The 19345-nt window shown below is 38.1% G+C and carries 19 protein-coding genes and 1 other annotated feature; of the genes, 9 read left to right on the top strand and 10 right to left on the bottom strand.

Annotated features, from left to right (window positions below):
- Positions 1 to 2 precede the first annotated feature (2 nt).
- Both ACE199_RS07110 and ACE199_RS07115 read left to right on the top strand, forming a co-directional pair.
- A complete protein-coding gene (locus tag ACE199_RS07110; protein WP_127761697.1) occupies positions 3 to 377 on the top strand; it encodes a heme-copper oxidase family protein in 375 nt (124 codons plus the stop codon).
- A gap of 242 nt (positions 378 to 619) precedes the next feature.
- The gene (locus ACE199_RS07115) at positions 620 to 1168 is read left to right on the top strand and encodes a shikimate kinase (protein ID WP_375349147.1); all 549 of its coding nucleotides are present in this window, start codon (positions 620 to 622) and stop codon (positions 1166 to 1168) included.
- A 154-nt stretch (positions 1169 to 1322) separates the two neighbouring features.
- Here ACE199_RS07115 and ACE199_RS07120 read toward each other — a convergent pair whose 3' ends face one another.
- Positions 1323 to 1814, bottom strand: a complete 492-nt coding sequence (locus ACE199_RS07120) for an Lrp/AsnC family transcriptional regulator (protein ID WP_375349148.1) — start codon at positions 1812 to 1814, stop codon at positions 1323 to 1325.
- Between the two features lie 240 nt (positions 1815 to 2054).
- On the opposite strand from ACE199_RS07120, the gene ACE199_RS07125 reads away from it, so the two are divergent.
- A complete protein-coding gene (locus tag ACE199_RS07125) occupies positions 2055 to 2969 on the top strand; it encodes a DMT family transporter (protein WP_375349149.1) in 915 nt (304 codons plus the stop codon).
- Positions 2970 to 3022: 53 nt separating this feature from the next.
- On the opposite strand, the gene ACE199_RS07130 is transcribed toward ACE199_RS07125, so the two are convergent.
- The 7 genes from ACE199_RS07130 to ACE199_RS07160 form a co-directional block, all read right to left on the bottom strand.
- On the bottom strand, positions 3023 to 3847 hold the full coding sequence (locus ACE199_RS07130) for a DUF2935 domain-containing protein (RefSeq protein ID WP_375349150.1): 825 nt from the start codon (positions 3845 to 3847) through the stop codon (positions 3023 to 3025).
- Between the two features lie 96 nt (positions 3848 to 3943).
- The gene (locus tag ACE199_RS07135) at positions 3944 to 4501 is read right to left on the bottom strand and encodes a competence protein ComK (protein ID WP_252291279.1); all 558 of its coding nucleotides are present in this window, start codon (positions 4499 to 4501) and stop codon (positions 3944 to 3946) included.
- Between the two features lie 260 nt (positions 4502 to 4761).
- Positions 4762 to 5331 carry an RDD family protein gene (locus tag ACE199_RS07140; protein WP_375349151.1) on the bottom strand — a complete coding sequence of 190 codons (570 nt, stop codon included), beginning with the start codon at positions 5329 to 5331 and terminating at the stop codon, positions 4762 to 4764.
- 320 nt (positions 5332 to 5651) lie between these two features.
- Positions 5652 to 7121 carry a sodium:solute symporter family protein gene (locus tag ACE199_RS07145; RefSeq protein ID WP_375349183.1) on the bottom strand — a complete coding sequence of 490 codons (1470 nt, stop codon included), beginning with the start codon at positions 7119 to 7121 and terminating at the stop codon, positions 5652 to 5654.
- Positions 7121 to 7318 carry a DUF3311 domain-containing protein gene (locus ACE199_RS07150; RefSeq protein WP_127761703.1) on the bottom strand — a complete coding sequence of 66 codons (198 nt, stop codon included), beginning with the start codon at positions 7316 to 7318 and terminating at the stop codon, positions 7121 to 7123. Before ACE199_RS07150 ends, ACE199_RS07145 begins: the two co-directional genes overlap by 1 nt.
- 74 nt (positions 7319 to 7392) lie before the next feature.
- The gene (leuS, locus tag ACE199_RS07155) at positions 7393 to 9807 is read right to left on the bottom strand and encodes a leucine--tRNA ligase (protein ID WP_375349152.1); all 2415 of its coding nucleotides are present in this window, start codon (positions 9805 to 9807) and stop codon (positions 7393 to 7395) included.
- 54 nt (positions 9808 to 9861) lie between these two features.
- Positions 9862 to 10090, bottom strand: a binding site (T-box leader).
- Between the two features lie 192 nt (positions 10091 to 10282).
- Complete coding sequence (locus ACE199_RS07160; RefSeq protein WP_252287050.1) at positions 10283 to 10546, bottom strand: DUF2524 family protein; 264 nt, start codon at positions 10544 to 10546, stop codon at positions 10283 to 10285.
- 136 nt (positions 10547 to 10682) lie between these two features.
- On the opposite strand from ACE199_RS07160, the gene mnmL reads away from it, so the two are divergent.
- Both mnmL and mnmM read left to right on the top strand, forming a co-directional pair.
- The gene (gene mnmL / locus ACE199_RS07165; RefSeq protein WP_375349184.1) at positions 10683 to 11651 is read left to right on the top strand and encodes a tRNA modification radical SAM protein MnmL/YtqA; all 969 of its coding nucleotides are present in this window, start codon (positions 10683 to 10685) and stop codon (positions 11649 to 11651) included.
- Positions 11641 to 12216 carry a tRNA 5-(aminomethyl)-2-thiouridylate-methyltransferase MnmM gene (gene mnmM / locus ACE199_RS07170; protein ID WP_375349153.1) on the top strand — a complete coding sequence of 192 codons (576 nt, stop codon included), beginning with the start codon at positions 11641 to 11643 and terminating at the stop codon, positions 12214 to 12216. Before mnmL ends, mnmM begins: the two co-directional genes overlap by 11 nt.
- Before the next feature lie 113 nt (positions 12217 to 12329).
- Here mnmM and ACE199_RS07175 read toward each other — a convergent pair whose 3' ends face one another.
- Positions 12330 to 13559 (bottom strand): AraC family transcriptional regulator, encoded by a 1230-nt coding sequence (locus ACE199_RS07175; protein WP_375349154.1) that lies wholly within the window; start codon positions 13557 to 13559, stop codon positions 12330 to 12332.
- A 273-nt stretch (positions 13560 to 13832) separates the two neighbouring features.
- Between ACE199_RS07175 and ACE199_RS07180 the strand changes: the two genes are divergently transcribed.
- Both ACE199_RS07180 and ACE199_RS07185 read left to right on the top strand, forming a co-directional pair.
- Complete coding sequence (locus tag ACE199_RS07180; protein WP_375349155.1) at positions 13833 to 14189, top strand: DUF485 domain-containing protein; 357 nt, start codon at positions 13833 to 13835, stop codon at positions 14187 to 14189.
- Entirely contained in the window at positions 14186 to 15745 is a 1560-nt protein-coding gene (locus ACE199_RS07185; protein WP_375349156.1) for a solute symporter family protein, read from the top strand. Before ACE199_RS07180 ends, ACE199_RS07185 begins: the two co-directional genes overlap by 4 nt.
- A 149-nt stretch (positions 15746 to 15894) precedes the next feature.
- Here ACE199_RS07185 and ACE199_RS07190 read toward each other — a convergent pair whose 3' ends face one another.
- A complete protein-coding gene (locus ACE199_RS07190; RefSeq protein WP_375349157.1) occupies positions 15895 to 17085 on the bottom strand; it encodes a helix-turn-helix domain-containing protein in 1191 nt (396 codons plus the stop codon).
- Between the two features lie 199 nt (positions 17086 to 17284).
- Here ACE199_RS07190 and ACE199_RS07195 point away from each other — a divergent pair, with 199 nt between their 5' ends.
- Both ACE199_RS07195 and ACE199_RS07200 read left to right on the top strand, forming a co-directional pair.
- Positions 17285 to 17650: a hypothetical protein gene (locus ACE199_RS07195; protein WP_127761712.1), complete on the top strand. Its 366-nt coding sequence runs from the start codon at positions 17285 to 17287 to the stop codon at positions 17648 to 17650.
- Positions 17647 to 19215 (top strand): sodium/solute symporter, encoded by a 1569-nt coding sequence (locus ACE199_RS07200; protein ID WP_127761713.1) that lies wholly within the window; start codon positions 17647 to 17649, stop codon positions 19213 to 19215. Before ACE199_RS07195 ends, ACE199_RS07200 begins: the two co-directional genes overlap by 4 nt.
- Positions 19216 to 19345 lie beyond the last annotated feature (130 nt).

The raw sequence follows: 19345 nt of genomic DNA on the forward strand, positions 1-19345 counted from the left end.
TTATGGGGATTCGGTTTCTTAAGATTTCCGTTGTATATTTCATCATCGGTGTTGGTTTAGGTATGTTTATGTCGATTACACATCATTTTGAGTATGCGCCATCCCATGCACATATCAATCTTTTAGGCTGGGCTTCCTTTGCACTTGCAGGCCTTATTTATCACCTCTTCCCAGCTCTAGCCGAAAAGCTTCTCGGTAAGCTTCATTTTTGGCTTGCTAATATCGGATTGCCAATCATGATGATCAGCCTTATGGTGCTCGAATCTGGAAACGCTTCCGTTCAACCCCTCGTAGCTATTGGAGCCAGCATCATGAGTCTCGGTATTCTTTGTTTTGTTCTTAATGTACTTATCAATCTTCATAATACTAGCAAATAATCATCCACCTTCTAATACCACCTTTTCAAGCCTCAAAAAATTGGGGCTTTTTTTGCTTTTCCCTTTCTCCATTCTTAAGCAAAAATCCATTTAGGAAGCTATTCTCAGAATTCGAATAAGTATAAAGAATATTTCAAAAACTTTTTTACAAACTTATGGACTTATACTATAATTAAGTTTATTTGAGCAGAATATCAAGATAATTTCTAATGATTATAAATAGTTAGAGAAGAGGGTTATCCATGATTAATAACAGAATATCTCCTAGAACACAGAGTATCGTTTTCATTGGTTTTATGGGAGTAGGTAAAACTACGATTGGACAGTTAGTAGCCAAGAAACTATATAGAGATTTTATTGATATAGATCAAGAAATTGAGAAAGAATATAATATGCCTACGACAGAAATATTTAAAAAAATCGGGGAAAAAGCTTTCCGTGAAAAAGAAAAAAGTTTAATTGAACACTTTAGCCAACAACCATTGAAAATTATTTCTGTTGGAGGAGGCGCTTTTTTACAAGAAGAAATCCGAAAGATTTGTCTGGATAACTGCATCGTGTTCTTCTTAGATTTATCATGGGAATATTGGAAGGAAAGAATCAGTTTAATTATTGATAGCAGACCAGTATTACAAGGACGTACTCTTGAGGAAATTGAAGAACTTTTTAATAATAGACAGGAGATATACTCCTACCATCATTCAAAAGTTAAAACGGACGGCCTTGATGTTGAAGAAGTTGCAGATTATATAGTCGAATCATTGAAAGTCACTTGGGACATTCACAAATAATAAAAAAAGATGACTAGAATATAGCGTAAAGGAGCATCTCCTCCCCTATATTCCAGTCATCTTTTCTATTCCGCCTTAAAAGCTTTGTTAATAAGCCCAAAATCGTTTGTTTAACATAGCCAAAAAGTTATGCCTGTTTCCTAAGTTTATCACGTCAATTGCTTATTGAACCTTCACAGATTGGCAAAATCGTCGAGCACTTAATTTCTCTTAATGCTAAGCTCGTTTGAATTCGAGTAATGCCTAGTTTATTTAACTTTCTAATAAAAAGTTCAAGCTCCTTCCTCTCTTTAATAATCACTTTTAATAAATAATCATACTCCCCTGTTAAACAGTGACATTCTAATACTTCAGGCATCGTTTTTAACGCTTTTTCTACTACTTCTATTTGCTCCTCTTGATGGATGTTTGTACTCATAAAAATAAAACATAATAAATCAAATCCCAATTTCTCCTGATTTAAAATGGCCACCTGTTGATTAATAAATCCTTCCTGCTCTAAGCGCTTGATTCTGGCATGAGTTGCAGGCGGGGACAAATTGACACGTTTAGCCATCTCTATATTGCTGATTTGTGCTTGTTTTTGTAAAATATCTAAAATTTGAAGATCTATTTTATCTAATACCTTGCTCACGATGGATTCCACGTCTTCTCCCCCTTTACAATTGTTCCAAAAATAATCTCATTCCTGCATAGAAAAGTGAATTTTATTCGGTAAAGAACTTATATACTTTTTAAAATTTCAAATTTATATCATAAAACAAATTAAATCACTACATATATAACGAAAGTGTTAAAATTATTCACATCAATACTATATGTCATTGTGCACAATGACTTCAATAGTTTTTGCAGTCTTTTGAAATAGGAAATGGAGCTAACTAACATGCGGTATGTTTACTTCTCATTATTACTATTAACTAGTTCATTATGGGCGGGTAATTTTATTATCAGCAAGTCTCTTGTTGAACACGCCTCTTCGATGACCTTAACAAGTTTGCGCTGGATCATTGCCGTCATCGTCCTATTACCGATTGTATGGTGGAAAGAGAGAAAGATCCTTCCTCCACGAGATGCCCTTTTCCCTTTATTTTTAATGGGTATTACCGGGGTTACATTATTTAATCTGTTACAATTTGCTGCATTAGAGCATACTTCGGCGACAAATGCAGGCTTAATTTCAACATTCAATATGATTTCAATCGCCCTATTCTCTTTTATTTTTTTAAAGGAAAAAATGAATAGACGGCAAATACTTTCAATTATTTTTTCATTTCTTGGAGTGATGCTCGTTCTTTCTAAGGGGAACATAGACTTATTTCTCTCACTCCAATTTAATTTGGGAGACGGCTATATGTTTGCTGCCGTAGCAATTTGGGGAATTTATTCTGTTTGTAGCAAGTGGGCGCTATCAAAGACTTCAGCAATGATGGCTACTCTCTATTCAGGCATATTTGGACTTCTTGTTCTGCTTCCCTTCAATCTTTCAAGCTTTGCGGTATCCAATATTAATGCTTCATTCATTCAATCGATGCTTTATACAGGTGTCATTTCTACAGTCGTCTGCACCGTACTTTGGAATCTTGGAGTAAAACATGTAGGAGCAACCGTTTCAGGACTTTTCTTAAACTTCAACCCAATCTTCACTGCTATTTTTGCTTTTCTGTTTTTAGGTGAACAAATGACAAGCATCCAAGTAATCGGCAGCAGTATCGTTATTGTAGGATGCTATGCATTTTCCCATTTTAAAACGAAGGATAGTCCAAATAAAACCGACGTTCGTCATAGTTTACAAAGCTAGAGTATGAAAAGCTAAAAAAACACCGTTTGAACGGTGTTTTTCTTAATAAAAAATTACTTATTTATTCTAGGCTTTGCTGGGTTACAATTTGGCGCATTTTTTTCCGTAGCCTGAGCCAACTTCGTTAAATAATAGCATTCTTCCCTAAACATATGATCAGCCATAAGAGGAGCAAAAATGCCAAGCGCTTGTTCGCTAAGCTCCAATTCTTCAATTTCTTGTAGAAAGCTCATAAACAGCTGCATTTCAAGAGTCACACTTTCATTAAACCTAGTTAAAGCAGGAAATGTTGATAAATTCGTTCGTAAGTATCCTGTCATTTCAACAGATTTTAAATAGAAAGCTTCAAAATCCTTTGTAAAACGATTGCTCTTCTCTTTAATTTTCTTTTCTATCCAGTCCATGTTATCTGATATAGCTCCCGCATGACCTGCTGCATCTAACGTCCAAAGTAAATGATGATGAAGCACATGAGCAATCGGAGGAATCTTTCCTAATTTTAAATAGCCTAGTAGACGAAGATATTCTTCTAATTCATTCACCATATGATTGATAAAGGTAGGTCCTAAATGAATCGTAACTTTTCCTAGTAAGAGCTTTTCAATTAACGTTAATTTAACCATTCGAAATCTCAGCGCTTCTTCCTCAGCTTTTTTACTTAATTGAACCATATTCATCGTTCCGACACTTTCCAGCAGGCGGTCAAATGTATGAATAAAATAGTTAGCTCGATCAATTTCTTCTTTTTCCTTCGGCGCCAGAGAATCATGAATAAAACGAGCATGATCACCTAAAATCTGAAGCCAAAACCCATGTTCAAACTTTGCGGATTGTTCATATTCAGAAGCCACACCATCTCTCCTTCCACTCTTACTCATATATGATATCTAACAAATGCACGCTTTATGACTAGATTGATTGCCTCTCTTCTAAAACAAAAAAACAGCCTCCCGTTAAGGTTAGCTGCTTCCCTTCTACTTCTCCTCATCCTTCTCTGTAAAGCTAAATTCTCCATTTCCTTTCCGTAGAATAAAATCACTCTCTCGTTCATAAAGAAAAAGCATTTTCTTCGCAGAACGATGTGTAAGCGTCATTTGAAGGCGCGATGCTTGCCCCATTTTGATATCAATCTGGCTAATATTCATCGGAACGATTAGACAATGTCCATAATTTGTATAAACAATCGTTTCTTTTCCTAGTCTTTCAAGACGACTAATATGCGCGTTCGCAAGCCACACGCTATCTTTTCTGCGAAATGAGCCACACGGAAAGAAAACAAGTCCTTCCTTCGTATCAATTGCAACGGGAACTGAATGTTTCTCACCAAGGATTGTTCTCGCTCCTAAAATAGCTCCTTCTCGACAAGAACCGTAATACTTCAAAGTCCGATCAATAATGTCATTTGGTGTCATCGCAACGAAAAACATCCGCTCTCCTTCAATCACTCTCGTAAACTCGTTACCAAACTCATCATATTCTGACGATAGACTAACGGTTTCCTTATTTATCATATACACTTTTCGTTTATCCATATAACTCTCCTCCTATTTTCAATTTGTGATAAAAGGAGTTACTAGCTATTAAGCAGGATAGACTCCTAAACGAATCGCTCTTTCGTGTGGAAATCATCCCTTCCACCTACTTGAAGTATACAACTAGTATACTAGCTTTTCGATATTTTTGTATGAGAGAAAAGTTAACCTCGTCTTGTCGGTCCCCTGCAGATCTTCCTGCTGTTGAATAATTGATTCACAAAAAATAGAGCTGACCCACATAGTCAGCCCTTATCTAGTTATCTTTTATAAACAACAACTGTCTTAGCAACAAAGTCATGCAGTGATTGTTTCTTTTCTGTAAAGGCTGCGATAATGTAGCCAATGTATAAAATACTTGACAAAATGGTTGCAAAATAACGACCAAGTGCACGTAAAAAAGAAATTCGCTGACCGTTTAAGTCAGTGACTTTAATGCCGACAATTATTTTTCCAAGTGTCCCCTGCCATTTTGAAGCATGCATACCAGCATAATATAGAACACCTATGACTAACGATACTACCATAATAATGAGTTGAGTGACTATAATAGCTGCATCCACTCCAGCCATAGACTCCTCATAATAATAATCACCACTATAAGAACTATCGAAACTCGAACTTTCTAATGTAGAAAAAACAGAAAAAATACCTAAAATAAATGCGATAATCGTAATTGGAATCCCTATAATAATTCCATCAATCATAGAGGCTACTAAGCGAATCCAAAATCCTGCATATTTTGTATGACCTATTTCGTTCAACCTCGTACCACAGTTCTGGCAAAAGTCACCACTCATTGCTTCATGCCCGCATTGCTGACAATACATACCTTGTTATTCCTCCTTCATTATGCTCATACAAAGAGCACCCCTCTCATCCATATGCTTCAAGCTCCTTAAATAGTAGTGTAATATATTTCGACAAAATATAACAGGTGCCGAAAGCCAGGTTTTGCTCTTCAATTCTACTTATGTACTTTTTTATTCTGATCAGATGAAAAAATCGTTTTATCAACAATATGGTTTAACACAGCCACTCATTAAAGCTAAAGCCCACTTCATCCAAAAGGGGGCTTTAGCTTTTTAGTTCGTAATATTAGTCGTTAATGCACAGAGTGGGTTAGCGTTGTTAGAAACTTGCTCAACAATCATTTTGCAGCTAGTTTATATGACATTGTAAACTTTCTAATGATTAGACTCACTGTAATTGTGACAAAAAGGTTAATCACTAAAGCAATAATGCCAACATTCAAATCTTTTGCTGCCTGAGGCAAAGACGGAAACAAAGTACCAATTGTCGATTCACTAATAGTAATATACGCTACAGTGGCTATTCCGCAAATGATTCCAGACGCCGCCCCATATTTATTAACAAAATTGTCCTTCATAAAGCTAAAAAGAAGGGATGGAAACAATTGTGTCATTAGGCTATACCCCATTAGGAGTAACGTCGCAAGCGTATTTCCACCGTTTAAAGTGAAATAAACAGATATAAGGGCAATGACAGGAACGAGATACTTGGCCAATTTTCCAACGCTATGATTGGTAGCTGATGGCACAAACGGCTTATAAACATTTTTCGCCAGCAAGGTGGCCCCGCTCATTAAAAGCATCGAACCTGGCACTAGTGCAGTCAATAATCCCGCCCCTCCGATTACACCAATAAACCAAGGATCAAAGGTCTCAATAGAAATACGCAGTAAAGCAAGGTCTACATCTCCTCCTTCTAATCCTGGTACCTTCAGGATAGCAGAAAATCCAACGAAAAAGACAAATAATAACATGAGCGTATATAAAGGACTAATTATGGCATTTTTACGAAATACCTTTCCACTCTTTGCAGTATAGGCGGAACTGAAAACTTGCGGCCACATGTAGAAACCTAATACAAGTAAAATTACAGTAGAGATAAACCATGAAACACTAAGCCCTTGTTCAGGAAGTTTTAAAAGTTCAGGTTTAGTTGCATGAATAGCCTCAAACATAGGCTGAAGACCCCCATAATAATGAAGCGGGAGATAAATTCCTAAGAAACCGATTACGACCACCATCATAATATCTTTAATCACAGCGGTCCAAGCTGAACCATGAATTCCTGATATCATCACATAAATGGTCAAACTAATTGCTCCCATCCAAACTGCAACAGGCATGGAAATAGCTCCATATGATGCTTCCGAAACAATAATACCTAAACCTTTAAGTTGAACAACAATAATAGGAATGATTGCAATAACACCAACAAAAGCGACCAATACTCCTAAATATGGACTTCTATACTTACTGACAAAGAAATCAGATTGTGACATTAGATTATTTTCTTTCGCATATTTCCAAATAACAGGTAATAACCAATAAGACAAGACATACGATAAACTAATGTAAATAAGGACATATAAGGCTGGTGCACCTTTCCCATAAGCCCATCCACTTCCCCCAAGGAAAGAAAAAGTCGTATAAATTTCTCCAGCCATTAAAAGAAAGACAAACATAGAACCAAATCCTCGACCGCCAACCGTCCATTGCTCCAAGTTCATATCTTTTCCTTTTACAGACATAATTCCAAGAAAAATCGCCAATATCCAAAAAACTAAAATAATCAAAAGTGCACTATTCATCATTCATCCCCTTCCTGATTTCGAGGATCCAGCTTGTACATAATACCTAAAATAATAGAGGTAAGCACTGTCCACATCGCCATCCAGAACATATTAAAAGGCATTCCTAATACAAAAGGTTCTACTCTATTAACTAAAGGAAGAAAACCTAAAATGCCTATAAAAGGAACGATAGAAAGAATATAGATAATCCTCATTACAAAATCTCTCCATTCCACGATTAGTTAAGAATACAAGTAGCCCCCTTCATCCAAAGGGGGCTTCATTTCTTTTAGTTTGCTACAATATTCACCAATTTACCCGGTACAGCAATCACTTTACGAACCGTTTTACCATCGATTTGTTCTTTAACCGCATTGTCACCCATTGCGATTTCTTCTAACTTTTCTTTGGTTGTATCTGTTGGCACCATAAGTTTTGCTTTTACTTTACCGTTAATTTGGACAACGATTTCCACTTCATTATCGATTAATTTTGCTTCATCGTAAGCAGGCCATGTTTCATATGTGATGCTTTCTGTATGACCAAGCTGTGCCCAAAGCTCTTCAGCAATATGTGGAGCAACTGGTGATAATAATTTAACAAAGCCTTCAATATATTCTTTTGGAAGAGCTTCTGCTTTATAGCAATCGTTAATAAACACCATTAATTGTGAAATCGCTGTGTTGAACTTCAAGTCCTCATAGTTCTCTGTCACTTTTTTCACAGTTTGGTGATATACTTTTTCCAATTTACCTGTAGAATCTCCCTCAACGATTTTATCTGTTAGTTGATTGTTATCATCTACAAGCAATCGCCAAATACGATCTAAGAAACGACGAGCTCCATCCAGACCATTTGTTGACCACGCAATGGATGCATCAAGCGGCCCCATGAACATTTCATACAGACGAAGTGTATCCGCACCATGGCTTTCCACGATGTCATCTGGATTTACGACATTTCCTTTTGATTTACTCATTTTTTCATTGTTTTCCCCAAGAATCATCCCTTGGTTAAACAAGTTTTGGAATGGCTCTTTTGTTGGAACGACACCAAGATCATATAAGAATTTATGCCAGAAGCGAGCGTATAATAAGTGAAGAACAGCATGCTCTGCTCCACCAATATAAATATCGACTGGAAGCCATTCTTTTAATTTCTCAGCGTCTGCCAACGCATCTGCATTGTTTGGGTCAATATAACGTAAGTAGTACCAGCTGCTTCCCGCCCACTGCGGCATTGTATTCGTTTCACGACGACCTTTACGTCCATTCTCGTCAGTTACGTTCACCCATTCTGTAATGTTCGCAAGTGGTGATTCACCTGTTCCAGAAGGCTTGATGTCTGTTGTCTTCGGTAAAAGCAATGGAAGCTCTTCTTCTTTTAACGCTTCCACGCTGCCATCTTCCCAATGAATGATTGGAATTGGTTCACCCCAGTAGCGTTGACGGCTAAATAACCAGTCACGTAAGCGGAACGTTACTTTTTTCGTACCGATTCCTTTTTCCTCTAACCACTGAATCATCGTTTTAATTGCGTCTTCTTTATTTAAACCATCTAAGAAGTCCGAGTTTACATGCATACCATCGCCTGTGTAAGCTTCTTTCGTTACATCTCCGCCTGCAACAACCTCAATGATTGGTAGTTCGAACTTCACCGCAAATTCATAGTCACGTTCATCATGCGCTGGGACAGCCATAATCGCACCTGTTCCATAGCTAATTAACACATAGTCAGCTATCCAAATTGGCATTTTGGTGCCGTTTACTGGATTAATGGCATAAGCACCTGTGAAAACACCTGTTTTATCTTTCGCTAAATCCGTTCTTTCGAGATCGCTTTTATGTTTCACTTGATCTAAATATGCGTCAACTGCTGCTTGCTGCTCAGCTGTTGTAATTTTTTCAACAAACGGGTGTTCTGGCGCTAGTACAGCGTATGTCGCTCCGAATAATGTATCTGGACGAGTCGTAAACACCGTAAAAGTTTCATCATGTCCATCGATACCGAATGTTACTTCCGCTCCTTCAGAACGGCCAATCCAGTTACGCTGCATATCTTTAATATTTTCTGGCCAATCAACTGTCTCTAAGTCGTCAAGTAAACGATCCGCATACGCTGTAATACGAAGCATCCATTGTTTCATCGGACGGCGCTCTACTGGATGACCTCCACGCTCACTCACTCCATCAATGACTTCCTCATTAGCAAGTACGGTTCCAAGTGCTGGACACCAGTTCACCGGCACTTCATCTACATAAGCAAGACCTTTTTCATATAACTTTAAGAAAATCCATTGTGTCCATTTATAATAACTTGGATCGGTTGTATTAATTTCACGATCCCAATCATATGAGAAACCAAGTGATTTAATTTGACGACGGAATGTATTAATATTGTGCTCTGTAAATTCAGCTGGATCATTTCCTGTATCAATTGCATATTGTTCTGCAGGAAGACCAAATGCATCCCATCCAATTGGATGTAATACATTATAGCCTTGCATGCGTTTCATACGCGCTAAAATATCGCTCGCTGTATACCCCTCTGGATGACCTACATGAAGACCTGCTCCAGATGGGTAAGGAAACATATCCAAGGCATAGAATTTACGCTTTCCACTTTCTTCTCCCGTTTTAAATGTTTTATTCTTCTCCCAATATTGTTGCCATTTCGCTTCAATACTTTTATGTTCAAAACTCATGTTCTTTCCTCCTACTTTTCTTCTTTAAGAGCATATAAAAAACCCCTCATCCCAAATAGGGACGAGAGGATTATGTATATCTTCCCGCGGTACCACCCACATTGGCAACTCGCTTATGTCGCCCAGCTCAAACACCCGTAACGTGGGTTAAACGCCAGGCATTACTACTAGTTCACACCTGAAACTCCGAGGCGAGTTCACAATCATTCCAGGTTGACTTGCACCATCCGTCAACTCTCTACAACTGGTTCTAACTGCTACTACTCCTCATCATAGCCTTTATAAACATTGTTTAATTATACTTCATTCTAGTCAATTTCTTTCATAATTGCAATAGGTGCTCATAAACATTATGAACGAGTTCGCCTATATATATGCGTTTCTTCTGAAAATTGTGAGTTGTTTCTCATTTTAGTTCATATATGAATCTGAACTAAAAAGGGCTACCCAATCCAAACTTGGGTAACCCGTTTACTTAATGTCGTAACGTAACCATATCGTGTCTCATTAAATCGAGCTGTCCTTTCATCCGTTGAAGTCGCTCTTTCTGCTCTGGATTTGCACTCGCATAAATTGGTTCCATCTGTCTTATAGCTTCTTCTAAATAAGCTTGTGCATTTTGGTAGGTTTCATCATCCCAATGTTCCTGCCTTGATGCCTCTATATATTCAAAATCTGCAAATCGGAGAGCCCCTTCACATTGCTCTAAAAAATGGTCAATAGATTGTCTTGTTCCCATTCTTATCCTCTCCTTCGCATTCATTTTGATGACGAATCATCGAACTTAGTTTAAGTCAAACAAACTAAAATTATTCTTGCTCAAAATATTGTATAATAGGTGGGATAAATTAATTGAACATAGGAGGTTGCTGATGTTGAGTCAGATAAACCCGTTTATATATGCCAGTGATAACAAGCGCTATCACACATGGAATTATCATCTGAAAAATCATTTTGGCCATAAAGTTTTTAAAGTTGCACTTGATGGCGGCTTTGATTGTCCAAATCGCGATGGTACAGTCGCTCATGGAGGATGTACATTTTGCAGTGCAGCCGGCTCTGGCGATTTTGCCGGAAATCGTGCTGAACCACTTGATGTGCAATTTAAGGAAATTAGTGAAAAAATGCATTATAAGTGGAAAGACGGTCAATACATTGCTTACTTTCAAGCATTTACAAATACGCATGCGCCCGTTGAGGAATTGAGAGAGAAATATGAGCTCGTTCTAAAACAGGAAGGCGTGGTCGGTCTTTCAATTGCAACACGTCCTGACTGCTTACCAGATGATGTTGTCGAATATTTAGCGGAACTAAATGAACGTACCTACTTATGGGTTGAGCTCGGTTTACAGACCGTTCATGAACAAACAGCGACCCTCATTAACCGCGCTCATAATTATGAGTGTTACAAACAGGGTGTCGCCAAATTGCGCAAGCATAACATTCGTGTTTGCTCCCACATTATCAATGGACTTCCGCAAGAGGATTACAGCATGATGATGGAAACGGCGCGTGAAGTCGCTAAATTAGATGTACAAGGGATTAAAATTCACCTGTTACATTTATTAAAAGGAACACCTATGGTTAAGCAATATGAAAAGGGCATACTTGAATTTCTTCAGCGAGATGAATATGTCCAGCTTGTTTGCGACCAGCTCGAAATCATTCCGCCAGAAATGATTGTTCACCGCATCACAGGAGATGGACCAATTGACTTAATGATTGGACCGATGTGGAGTGTAAATAAATGGGACGTACTAAATGCGATTGATGGAGAGCTCAAACGTCGCGATAGCTGGCAAGGGAAATTTTACAAAGCGGGGGCAGTAAAGAATGAAGCTTGATCGAATTCTACCTTTTGCAAGAATTTTATTAGAAAAAGCGGTACAACCTGGTGATATCGCAGTCGATGGCACAATGGGGAATGGGTTTGATACCGTTTTCCTTGCAAACCTAACAGGAGAAGCTGGGCATGTGTATGCTTTTGATATTCAAAGCGAGGCCATTCAAAGCACTACGGCAAAGTTAGCAGCAGAACAACTATCTGAGCGTTGTACTTTATTTCATGCTGGACATGAACAATTGAAAAATCTAATCCCGGAGAAGGAAACACGAAGCTTAACGGGTGCCATTTTTAATCTAGGTTACCTCCCCGGAGGAGATAAAACCATTACTACACAAGCAAGTACAACGATTTCAGCGATTGAACAACTGCTTGAAAGAATGAAACCGGAAGGCATCATCGTACTTGTCATTTACCATGGACATCCAGAAGGTGCGATTGAACGAGATGAATTGCTAGCTTATGTTAAACAATTACCGCAAGATAAAGCACATGTTCTTCAATACGGATTCATAAACCAAGCGAATCATCCGCCATTTATTGTAGCCATTGAAAAAAGAGCATAAAACAATCTATATATTTTAAAGTGCCTGTTCCATTCAAGTAGAAACAGGCACTTTTATTTTTCACTCATGTGTGTGAGAGCTTGGTCTCACACACATGAGTCAAAGTCTTATATTTAAAAATCATCCTCTACCCAGCTATGTGAAAATAAAATTTCCTTCGTCGCTCGATATTGACTTGGTGACCAGCCAATTTCTTTTTTAAACGTAGCACTAAAATAATTAGGCGTATTAAAGCCTAAGTCCATTGCAATTTGTTCAATCGTTTGATTCGTTCGTCGTAACAACTGAATCGAGCGTTGGAGTTTAACTAACGTAACATAGGAAACAAAACTATGCCCAGTTTCTTTTTTAAATAATCGACTAAAATAGGTTGGACTAAAGTTCACCTTCGCTGCTACTTTATTCATCGAAATATTTTCTGCATAATGGGATCGTATATAATCAATACTTTTTTGAACAGAAACGTTTGTTGGAATTTCATCAAAATATCTTAACCAAAGTTCATGCTTAGCAACGGCCATTCTTGCAATCTTCGCATTTTCATAAGAATCCTTCAGTTGCATGACTTCTCGACAAATCGATCCAACACCGATATATAATTGAATACCATATTCTTCTCTAAGTGTTTCAATAACAGAAAACATTACTCGTTGTCCTTCTGCCCAAAAAGACGGTGTTGCCACATCTGATGGACTCTTTAACAGTAGAGCGGCATTTTTATGAAATGGAACAAAATAAGCTTCATGCCCAATAGTAGAGAACGCTTTCAAAATAGCTTTTTGCACAACAGATGAAGCTTCCCATCCCTCACTCTTCTCTCGCTCTGGACTAATAAGAAAGCCTTGAATACCACAAACTAAATTAGGAACCATCGCTGAAGGCATTAATGTAAGAGATTGAGACATCTCTACTTCACTCGTTATATCCCCTTTTAACACTCTTCTCCAAAACATATCGCGGTAGGATTCGCCCTCTACCATTTCTTCTATAATAGGCATTTCTGTAAGAAGAGAAATAGTTTTTCCAAAATTCCGATAAAACGCTCTGCTCTTTAAAGGCTTAACTAATAATGAAGGGAGCTGAAGCTCAAGCGCAATAGGCGACGTTTTAGTCATTGATTGATCAAGAATTGGAATGATAATAATATCTGGATGCTGCTTCATCATTCTACGCACTTTTATCCAATCAAAAAGAGAAGTAATTTCTACAATCAGAATATCATTTGGAAGAATGGCCCCTCCGTTTTGAATGATCAAGTTTGAAAAACTGGGATGAGCTAACCATGTTTCTATTTTTGTCTTTTCTTGATTATCCTGTACTAATAATTGAACACGGTACGACATTAAACCCCTCCCTAACCACAAATTATTCTACAAATTATACTATGTTCCGACAACAATAGTGCAAATTTTTGTATTTTTAAGACAAATTTCTGTAAGGTATCCCTATTTATAATATAGTACAATTTGAAAAACAGAAAGCTTTACTATAACAGTTTTAAAAGTTTTTCATAGCTTTCTATTTTCCTGATTCCTAAAGTAGGTTGGATGAAGGAAGCGCTTACAATGCTAAGTTCTAAAACTTGGGGGTTAATTTTTTTAAAGGGGGAGTTTTATATGGCAAACGCAGCCAGAGCATATGTAGACGATAAAGCGAAAACTCCGGAAATCGACTACGATGCATTTGTGGAAATGGATTCGTTTAACAAACTTGTTAAACAGAAAAGGGGATTCTTATTCACAACGACATTCTTGTTTTTAACTGCTTATATTTTATTGCCGATTCTAGCGTTCACGGACGCTTTGCAAGCAAAAGCAATTGGAAACATTACTTGGGTCTGGATTTATTCTTTATCTTTATTCTTAATGACCATTATTCTTTGTACGCTTTATGTTAGCCGTGCACAAAAATTCGACAAACAAGCTGAGGCAGTAATCGCCGAATATCAGCAAAAGAAAGGCGGCAGACGATGAATTTAGTAACTATTGGCTTTTTCCTTGGAATTGTTGGTTTAACATTACTTGTTACCTATATCGCAGCTAAGCGTACGTCTTCTGCGAGTGACTTCTACACAGCAGGCGGCGGCCTGACAGGCTGGCAAAATGGTTTGGCTATCGCCGGTGACTATTTATCAGCAGCAGCATTCCTTGGAGTATCCGGTGCGATTGCCCTGACTGGTTTTGACGGTTTCTTCTTCTCGGTAGGCTATGTTGTAGCTAACCTTGTTCTTTTATACATCGTCGCAGAGCCGATGCGTAACCTTGGTAAATATACACTTGCAGATATGTTGACAGCTCGTTTTAACGAAAAGCGCATTCGCGGTATAGCTGCAACATCGACAATCACAATTGTCATTCTATATATGATTGCCCAGCTTGTAGGAGCCGGTGCATTGATTCAAATGCTATTCGGTATCCCATATTGGACAGCCGTTCTAATCGTTGGTGTCATGATGACAGTATACGTATTATTTGGTGGTATGACCGCTACTTCATGGGTTCAAATTATTAAAGCATGTCTACTTTTATTCGGTACAGCTATTATCTCATTTCTTGTTTTTGCAAAGTTCGATTTCAGCATTATGAAAATGTTCGACACAGCTGCAACTGTTACGGAACAAGGTGAAAACTTCTTGATTCCTGGTATCAAATATACAAGCACTATCGACTCAATGTCTATGATGATCGCACTTGTACTTGGTACAGCTGGTCTTCCGCACATTTTAATGCGTTTCTTTACAGTTAAAGATGCAAAGACTGCTCGTAAATCTATTACATGGACAACTTGGATTACAGCGATTTTCTTCTCATTAACAATCTTTCTTGGATTTGGTGCGGCTGCATTCGTCGGCCAAGCAAAAATCTTAGCTGCTAACCCAGGTGGAAACTTGGCTGCACCGCTTCTTGCTGAATTCCTTGGTGGCGACGTGCTGCTGTCATTCATCTCGGCAGTTGCCTTCGCAACAATTCTTGCGGTAGTATCCGGTCTTGTATTAACAGGAGCTTCTGCAATCTCGCATGATATTTACGGCGAAATCATGAAAGATGGTAAATTAACTCCTAAGCAGCAACTTGTAGCAGCACGTACAGGATCTATCTCAATTGCAATTCTTTCAATCCTGCTTGCTCTTGGCGCGCAGACATTGAACGTATCATTCCTTGTATCATTCGCTTTCTGTATTGGAGCATCAGCGAATTTACCAGTTATTCTTTACACAATTTATTGGAAAAAGTTCAACTCCAATGGCGCTATCATCGCGATGGCAACCGGCTTGATTTCTTGTCTTATTCTTGGCGCACTGGGCCCGAATGTTTGGAACCCAGAAGCTGGTAAAGCAATTTTCGTCGGTACTCCACTTGTTGCTTTGTCTAACCCAGCTATCATCAGTGTTCCGCTTGGATTCCTTGCAGGATGGCTTGGTACAATCTTGACACAAAACAAAGCAAACGAAGCAAAAAATGCAAAAATCTACAACGAAATCCGTGTCAAAGCGAACACAGGAATCTCTGTTTCTGACGTATCGCATTGATTTATTCAACACCGTACCCTCATGGGTGCGGTGTTTTTCTCTTTGAAAACATGTATACAACGATGCTGATTAACAACATCATTTAACAAAACCTTTCATATAAAAAAGCAGATGATTACCATCTGCTTTTTTTATCCATGTAGTTTTGCTTACATAAAAATAACCTCTTTTGTTGCCCGATATTCACTCGGAGATAATCCGACAACCTTTTTAAAAATCGTACTAAAATAACTCGGTGTGTTAAATCCCTGTTCAAAAGCAATTTGTTCAATTGTTTGATTTGTATTGCGCAAAAACCATACAGCTTTTTGAATGCGTACAAACGTTAAATAGGAAACAAAGCTATGACCAGTTTCTTTTTTAAACAGTCGACAAAAGTATGTCGGACTAAAATTTATTTGAGACGCTACTTGTTGAATCGACAAATTTTCTGCGTAATGTTCAGTAATATAATCAATGCTCTCTTGAACGGATATATTGGTTGGAATTTCATCAAAATAACGAAGGGACAGCCCATATTTTGGAGGACTCGTTCGAGCCATTCTCGCTTCTTGATACGATTTCTTTAAACCTAATAGCTCCCGATGAATGGACCCCGCACCGATATATAATTGAATGCCATATTCATGCTTCAGCTTATCGATTAACTCAACAATCATCTTTTCTCCTTCCTCCCAATAACACGGGGAGGAAATACCAGGAGGAACTCTCAATGCTAAGGCTAAGTGCTTTCTAAAAGGGAGAAAATAAACATCCTGTCCAATCATAGAGAATGCTTTCATAATCTCCTTTTGAATGACACTTGAAGCCTGCCAGCCCTCTCTCTCCTCTCGTGTTGTCGAAAGTACTAAGCCTTGGATAAAATAGACGACATTCGGAACCATGCCCTTTATGAAAACCGTTTCAATTTTCTCGGCGGATATTTCCTCTTTAAGAATATTTTGTAACAGCAGCTCATCAATTGGATAGTCTTCTTGTTCTAATGTAAACTTGTTTCTAGAAGAATAGCTCAATGCCTTTTTAATATTCCGATAAAATAAATGTTTCGTAATTGGCTTGATAAATAAAGATGGCAGTTGGAGTTCGATTGCAATAGGTGACGTTTGCAGTATCGAAGGGTTGAGCAATGGAAATATAAGTAAGTCTTTATGTTTTTTAAGCAATCTTCTCGCTTTTACCCAATCAAACGGCGTATTGATTTCCATTATAAGAATATCATCGTTACAAATTGTATCTATATCCTGAATGACTAATTGTTTAAAAGAAGGATGCGTTAACCACGTTTCAATCTTTTGCTTTTCTTCTTGATCATCTACTAATAATTTTACACAATACGCCATTTCTTTCCCCCCTTCTACAAAAAGATTCTATTTCTCTATCTATTATACTATTTTTTTATGGAAAATTAGCAATATTATGTAAAAATGTAGCAATATTTTGTAAGGTGTAATCCATATTTTTCAAGTACAATCAAGAAAATGAAAGGTTTACATCCAATTACTGTAAGCCTTTTCATTAAATGAAAGGAGATGAGAGAATTTGGCTAGTGAGTTCAAAGATGATTACGAATACGTACCAGCAGAAAAAATCGACATCAAGGATTTACCCCCGCTTGATCCCGAAACTAGCAAGATTATGAAGCAGGAATTTGGGACAGGTTCTAAACTAACTATTTTTTACTACATTTTTATCTTGTCCATCCCAATTTTGAATTGGTACGCACCTGAATTTTTCTTTTCAAGACTTTGGGGAGGCATGACGTACTCATGGTTCTTTACTAGTATTGTTGCCATGGCATTAGCTTTCGGTATCGCTTACATACACACATATCTTTATGAGAAGCGACTTAAACAGTATGCAAGCGAAAATAGCACTGACAGTCAAGAAAGGAGGAACGTTAATTGATCCAAACTTTATTAGAACCAAAATATTTATTAACGATTCTCTTAATGGGGACAATCGTGTATATCACGTACTTAACAAAAAGAAATGCAAGTGCTAGTGATTTCTTCGTTGGAGGACGAAGCTTCGGATGGTTTACAAACGGTTCAGCCATCGGTGGCGATTATTTAAGTGCAGCGACTTTCCTTGGACTTGCTGGTTTAACATTCCAGCTAGGATATGACGGAGCCTATTATACATTCTGTTTCTCTATCGGTTTAACATTGCTTGCTATTTTCGTAGCTGGTCCACTTCGTCGCTTCGGTGCCTATACGGTAGCTGACTTCCTTGCTTACCGCTTCCATAGTCAACGTGCCCGACTAACAGCCGTTGTTGTCGTCTTAGCGATTTCAGGCTTTTATGCAGCTCCTCAATTACTTGGTGCCGCACAAATCTTAAGTATGTTCTTTGGAACAAGTTATGAATTCGGAATTATTTTTACTTGTACACTTATGGTGTTCTATGTTGGTGTCGGCGGGATGAAAGGAACAACATTAAACCAAGCACTAGAGCTATGGATTCGCCTTGCAGCCTTCGTTGCGATGACTGTAATAGCTATCTACATCGGACTTCATTATAATCAAATTTTAGCGAACATTAGTGATTTTAAAGGAACTATTGCGGATACCGCTCAATATACAACTGACGGCAAAGATGTTGTAGCTGACGGGGATTCTTGGTCTGGAACAGGTAACTACTTCCCGACGTTCTGGCAAACTATTTCCATGACAATTGGTCTTTCTCTTGGTACGATTGGTCTGCCTCATCTATTGTTACGATTCTATACAAACCCAAGTGCTAAAGCAGCTAGACGTTCTGCCTTAATGGCAATCGGGATTGCCAGCGTATTTTTCTTATTCGCTGTATATCTTGGAGCAGTTGGCCGCGCCATCTTTATCCAAGGAGAAGCTTCCTCACAAGTTATGAGTGACCTGATTACAGGCGGGAACAACATGGTTGTTCCATCTACAGCTCAAGCACTAGGTGGCGATTGGCTGCTAGGACTTGTTATTGCCGGTGCCTTTGCTGCCATCTTCTCAAATCTATCAGGTCTATTCATTGCAAGCTCTGGAGCTCTTGCTCATGATGTATATGCAACGGTTCTAAAGAAAAACATTACTCAAAAACAACGTGTTGTTGCTGGTAAAGTAGCGATTGTTATTCTTGGTGTATTATACGGAGCACTTGGATTACTTGTTAAAGATGCTTCAATTGGTCACCTTGTTGCCCTAGCCTTTACGGTTGCCGCAAGTACCTTTACCCCAATTTTCATCTTAGGAATTTGGTGGCGCGGTATGACGGAAAAAGGAGCAATTGCCGGACTTTTAATCGGACTTGGTGTGTCGATGTACATGATTTTCTTTAAAGACACACTTCCAACATTCTTACAATTCAATGTTCCAGGAATCATCACGGTTCCAGTCGGTTTCCTTTCCGTGTACATTGTGTCTAAACTAGACAGAAAAGTACCAGGTGACGTAAATGAATTTATGAAAAAAGTTCACTCGAAGGAATCTGAAATTGCTTAAAGAACAAACGTCCCCCAAATCTTTATGATTTGGGGGATTACTTTTTCCAAGAAACTAGCTTTTCTTCAGCACATAAAAAAAGCTGCCGAACATACATTCATCCAGCAACTTTCCCCCTTAGATTGACTAT

Origin of the sequence: Peribacillus sp. Hz7, assembly GCF_042136355.1 — a bacterium.
GTDB classification, from domain to species: domain Bacteria; phylum Bacillota; class Bacilli; order Bacillales; family DSM-1321; genus Peribacillus; species Peribacillus asahii_A.

Excerpts from the sequence above, each read along its gene's own strand:
- ACE199_RS07135 (WP_252291279.1), bottom strand. The coding sequence starts at position 4,501 with ATGGATAAACGAAAAGTGTATATGATAAATAAGGAAACCGTTAGTCTA.
- ACE199_RS07140 (WP_375349151.1), bottom strand. The coding sequence starts at position 5,331 with ATGTATTGTCAGCAATGCGGGCATGAAGCAATGAGTGGTGACTTTTGC.
- leuS (WP_375349152.1), bottom strand. The coding sequence starts at position 9,807 with ATGAGTTTTGAACATAAAAGTATTGAAGCGAAATGGCAACAATATTGG.
- ACE199_RS07185 (WP_375349156.1), top strand. The coding sequence starts at position 14,186 with ATGAATTTAGTAACTATTGGCTTTTTCCTTGGAATTGTTGGTTTAACA.
- ACE199_RS07180 (WP_375349155.1), top strand. The coding sequence starts at position 13,833 with ATGGCAAACGCAGCCAGAGCATATGTAGACGATAAAGCGAAAACTCCG.
- ACE199_RS07145 (WP_375349183.1), bottom strand. The coding sequence starts at position 7,121 with ATGAATAGTGCACTTTTGATTATTTTAGTTTTTTGGATATTGGCGATT.
- ACE199_RS07130 (WP_375349150.1), bottom strand. The coding sequence starts at position 3,847 with ATGAGTAAGAGTGGAAGGAGAGATGGTGTGGCTTCTGAATATGAACAA.
- ACE199_RS07110 (WP_127761697.1), top strand. The coding sequence starts at position 3 with ATGGGGATTCGGTTTCTTAAGATTTCCGTTGTATATTTCATCATCGGT.
- ACE199_RS07175 (WP_375349154.1), bottom strand. The coding sequence starts at position 13,559 with ATGTCGTACCGTGTTCAATTATTAGTACAGGATAATCAAGAAAAGACA.
- ACE199_RS07160 (WP_252287050.1), bottom strand. The coding sequence starts at position 10,546 with ATGGGAACAAGACAATCTATTGACCATTTTTTAGAGCAATGTGAAGGG.
- mnmM (WP_375349153.1), top strand. The coding sequence starts at position 11,641 with ATGAAGCTTGATCGAATTCTACCTTTTGCAAGAATTTTATTAGAAAAA.
- ACE199_RS07125 (WP_375349149.1), top strand. The coding sequence starts at position 2,055 with ATGCGGTATGTTTACTTCTCATTATTACTATTAACTAGTTCATTATGG.
- ACE199_RS07190 (WP_375349157.1), bottom strand. The coding sequence starts at position 17,085 with ATGGCGTATTGTGTAAAATTATTAGTAGATGATCAAGAAGAAAAGCAA.
- ACE199_RS07115 (WP_375349147.1), top strand. The coding sequence starts at position 620 with ATGATTAATAACAGAATATCTCCTAGAACACAGAGTATCGTTTTCATT.
- ACE199_RS07150 (WP_127761703.1), bottom strand. The coding sequence starts at position 7,318 with ATGAGGATTATCTATATTCTTTCTATCGTTCCTTTTATAGGCATTTTA.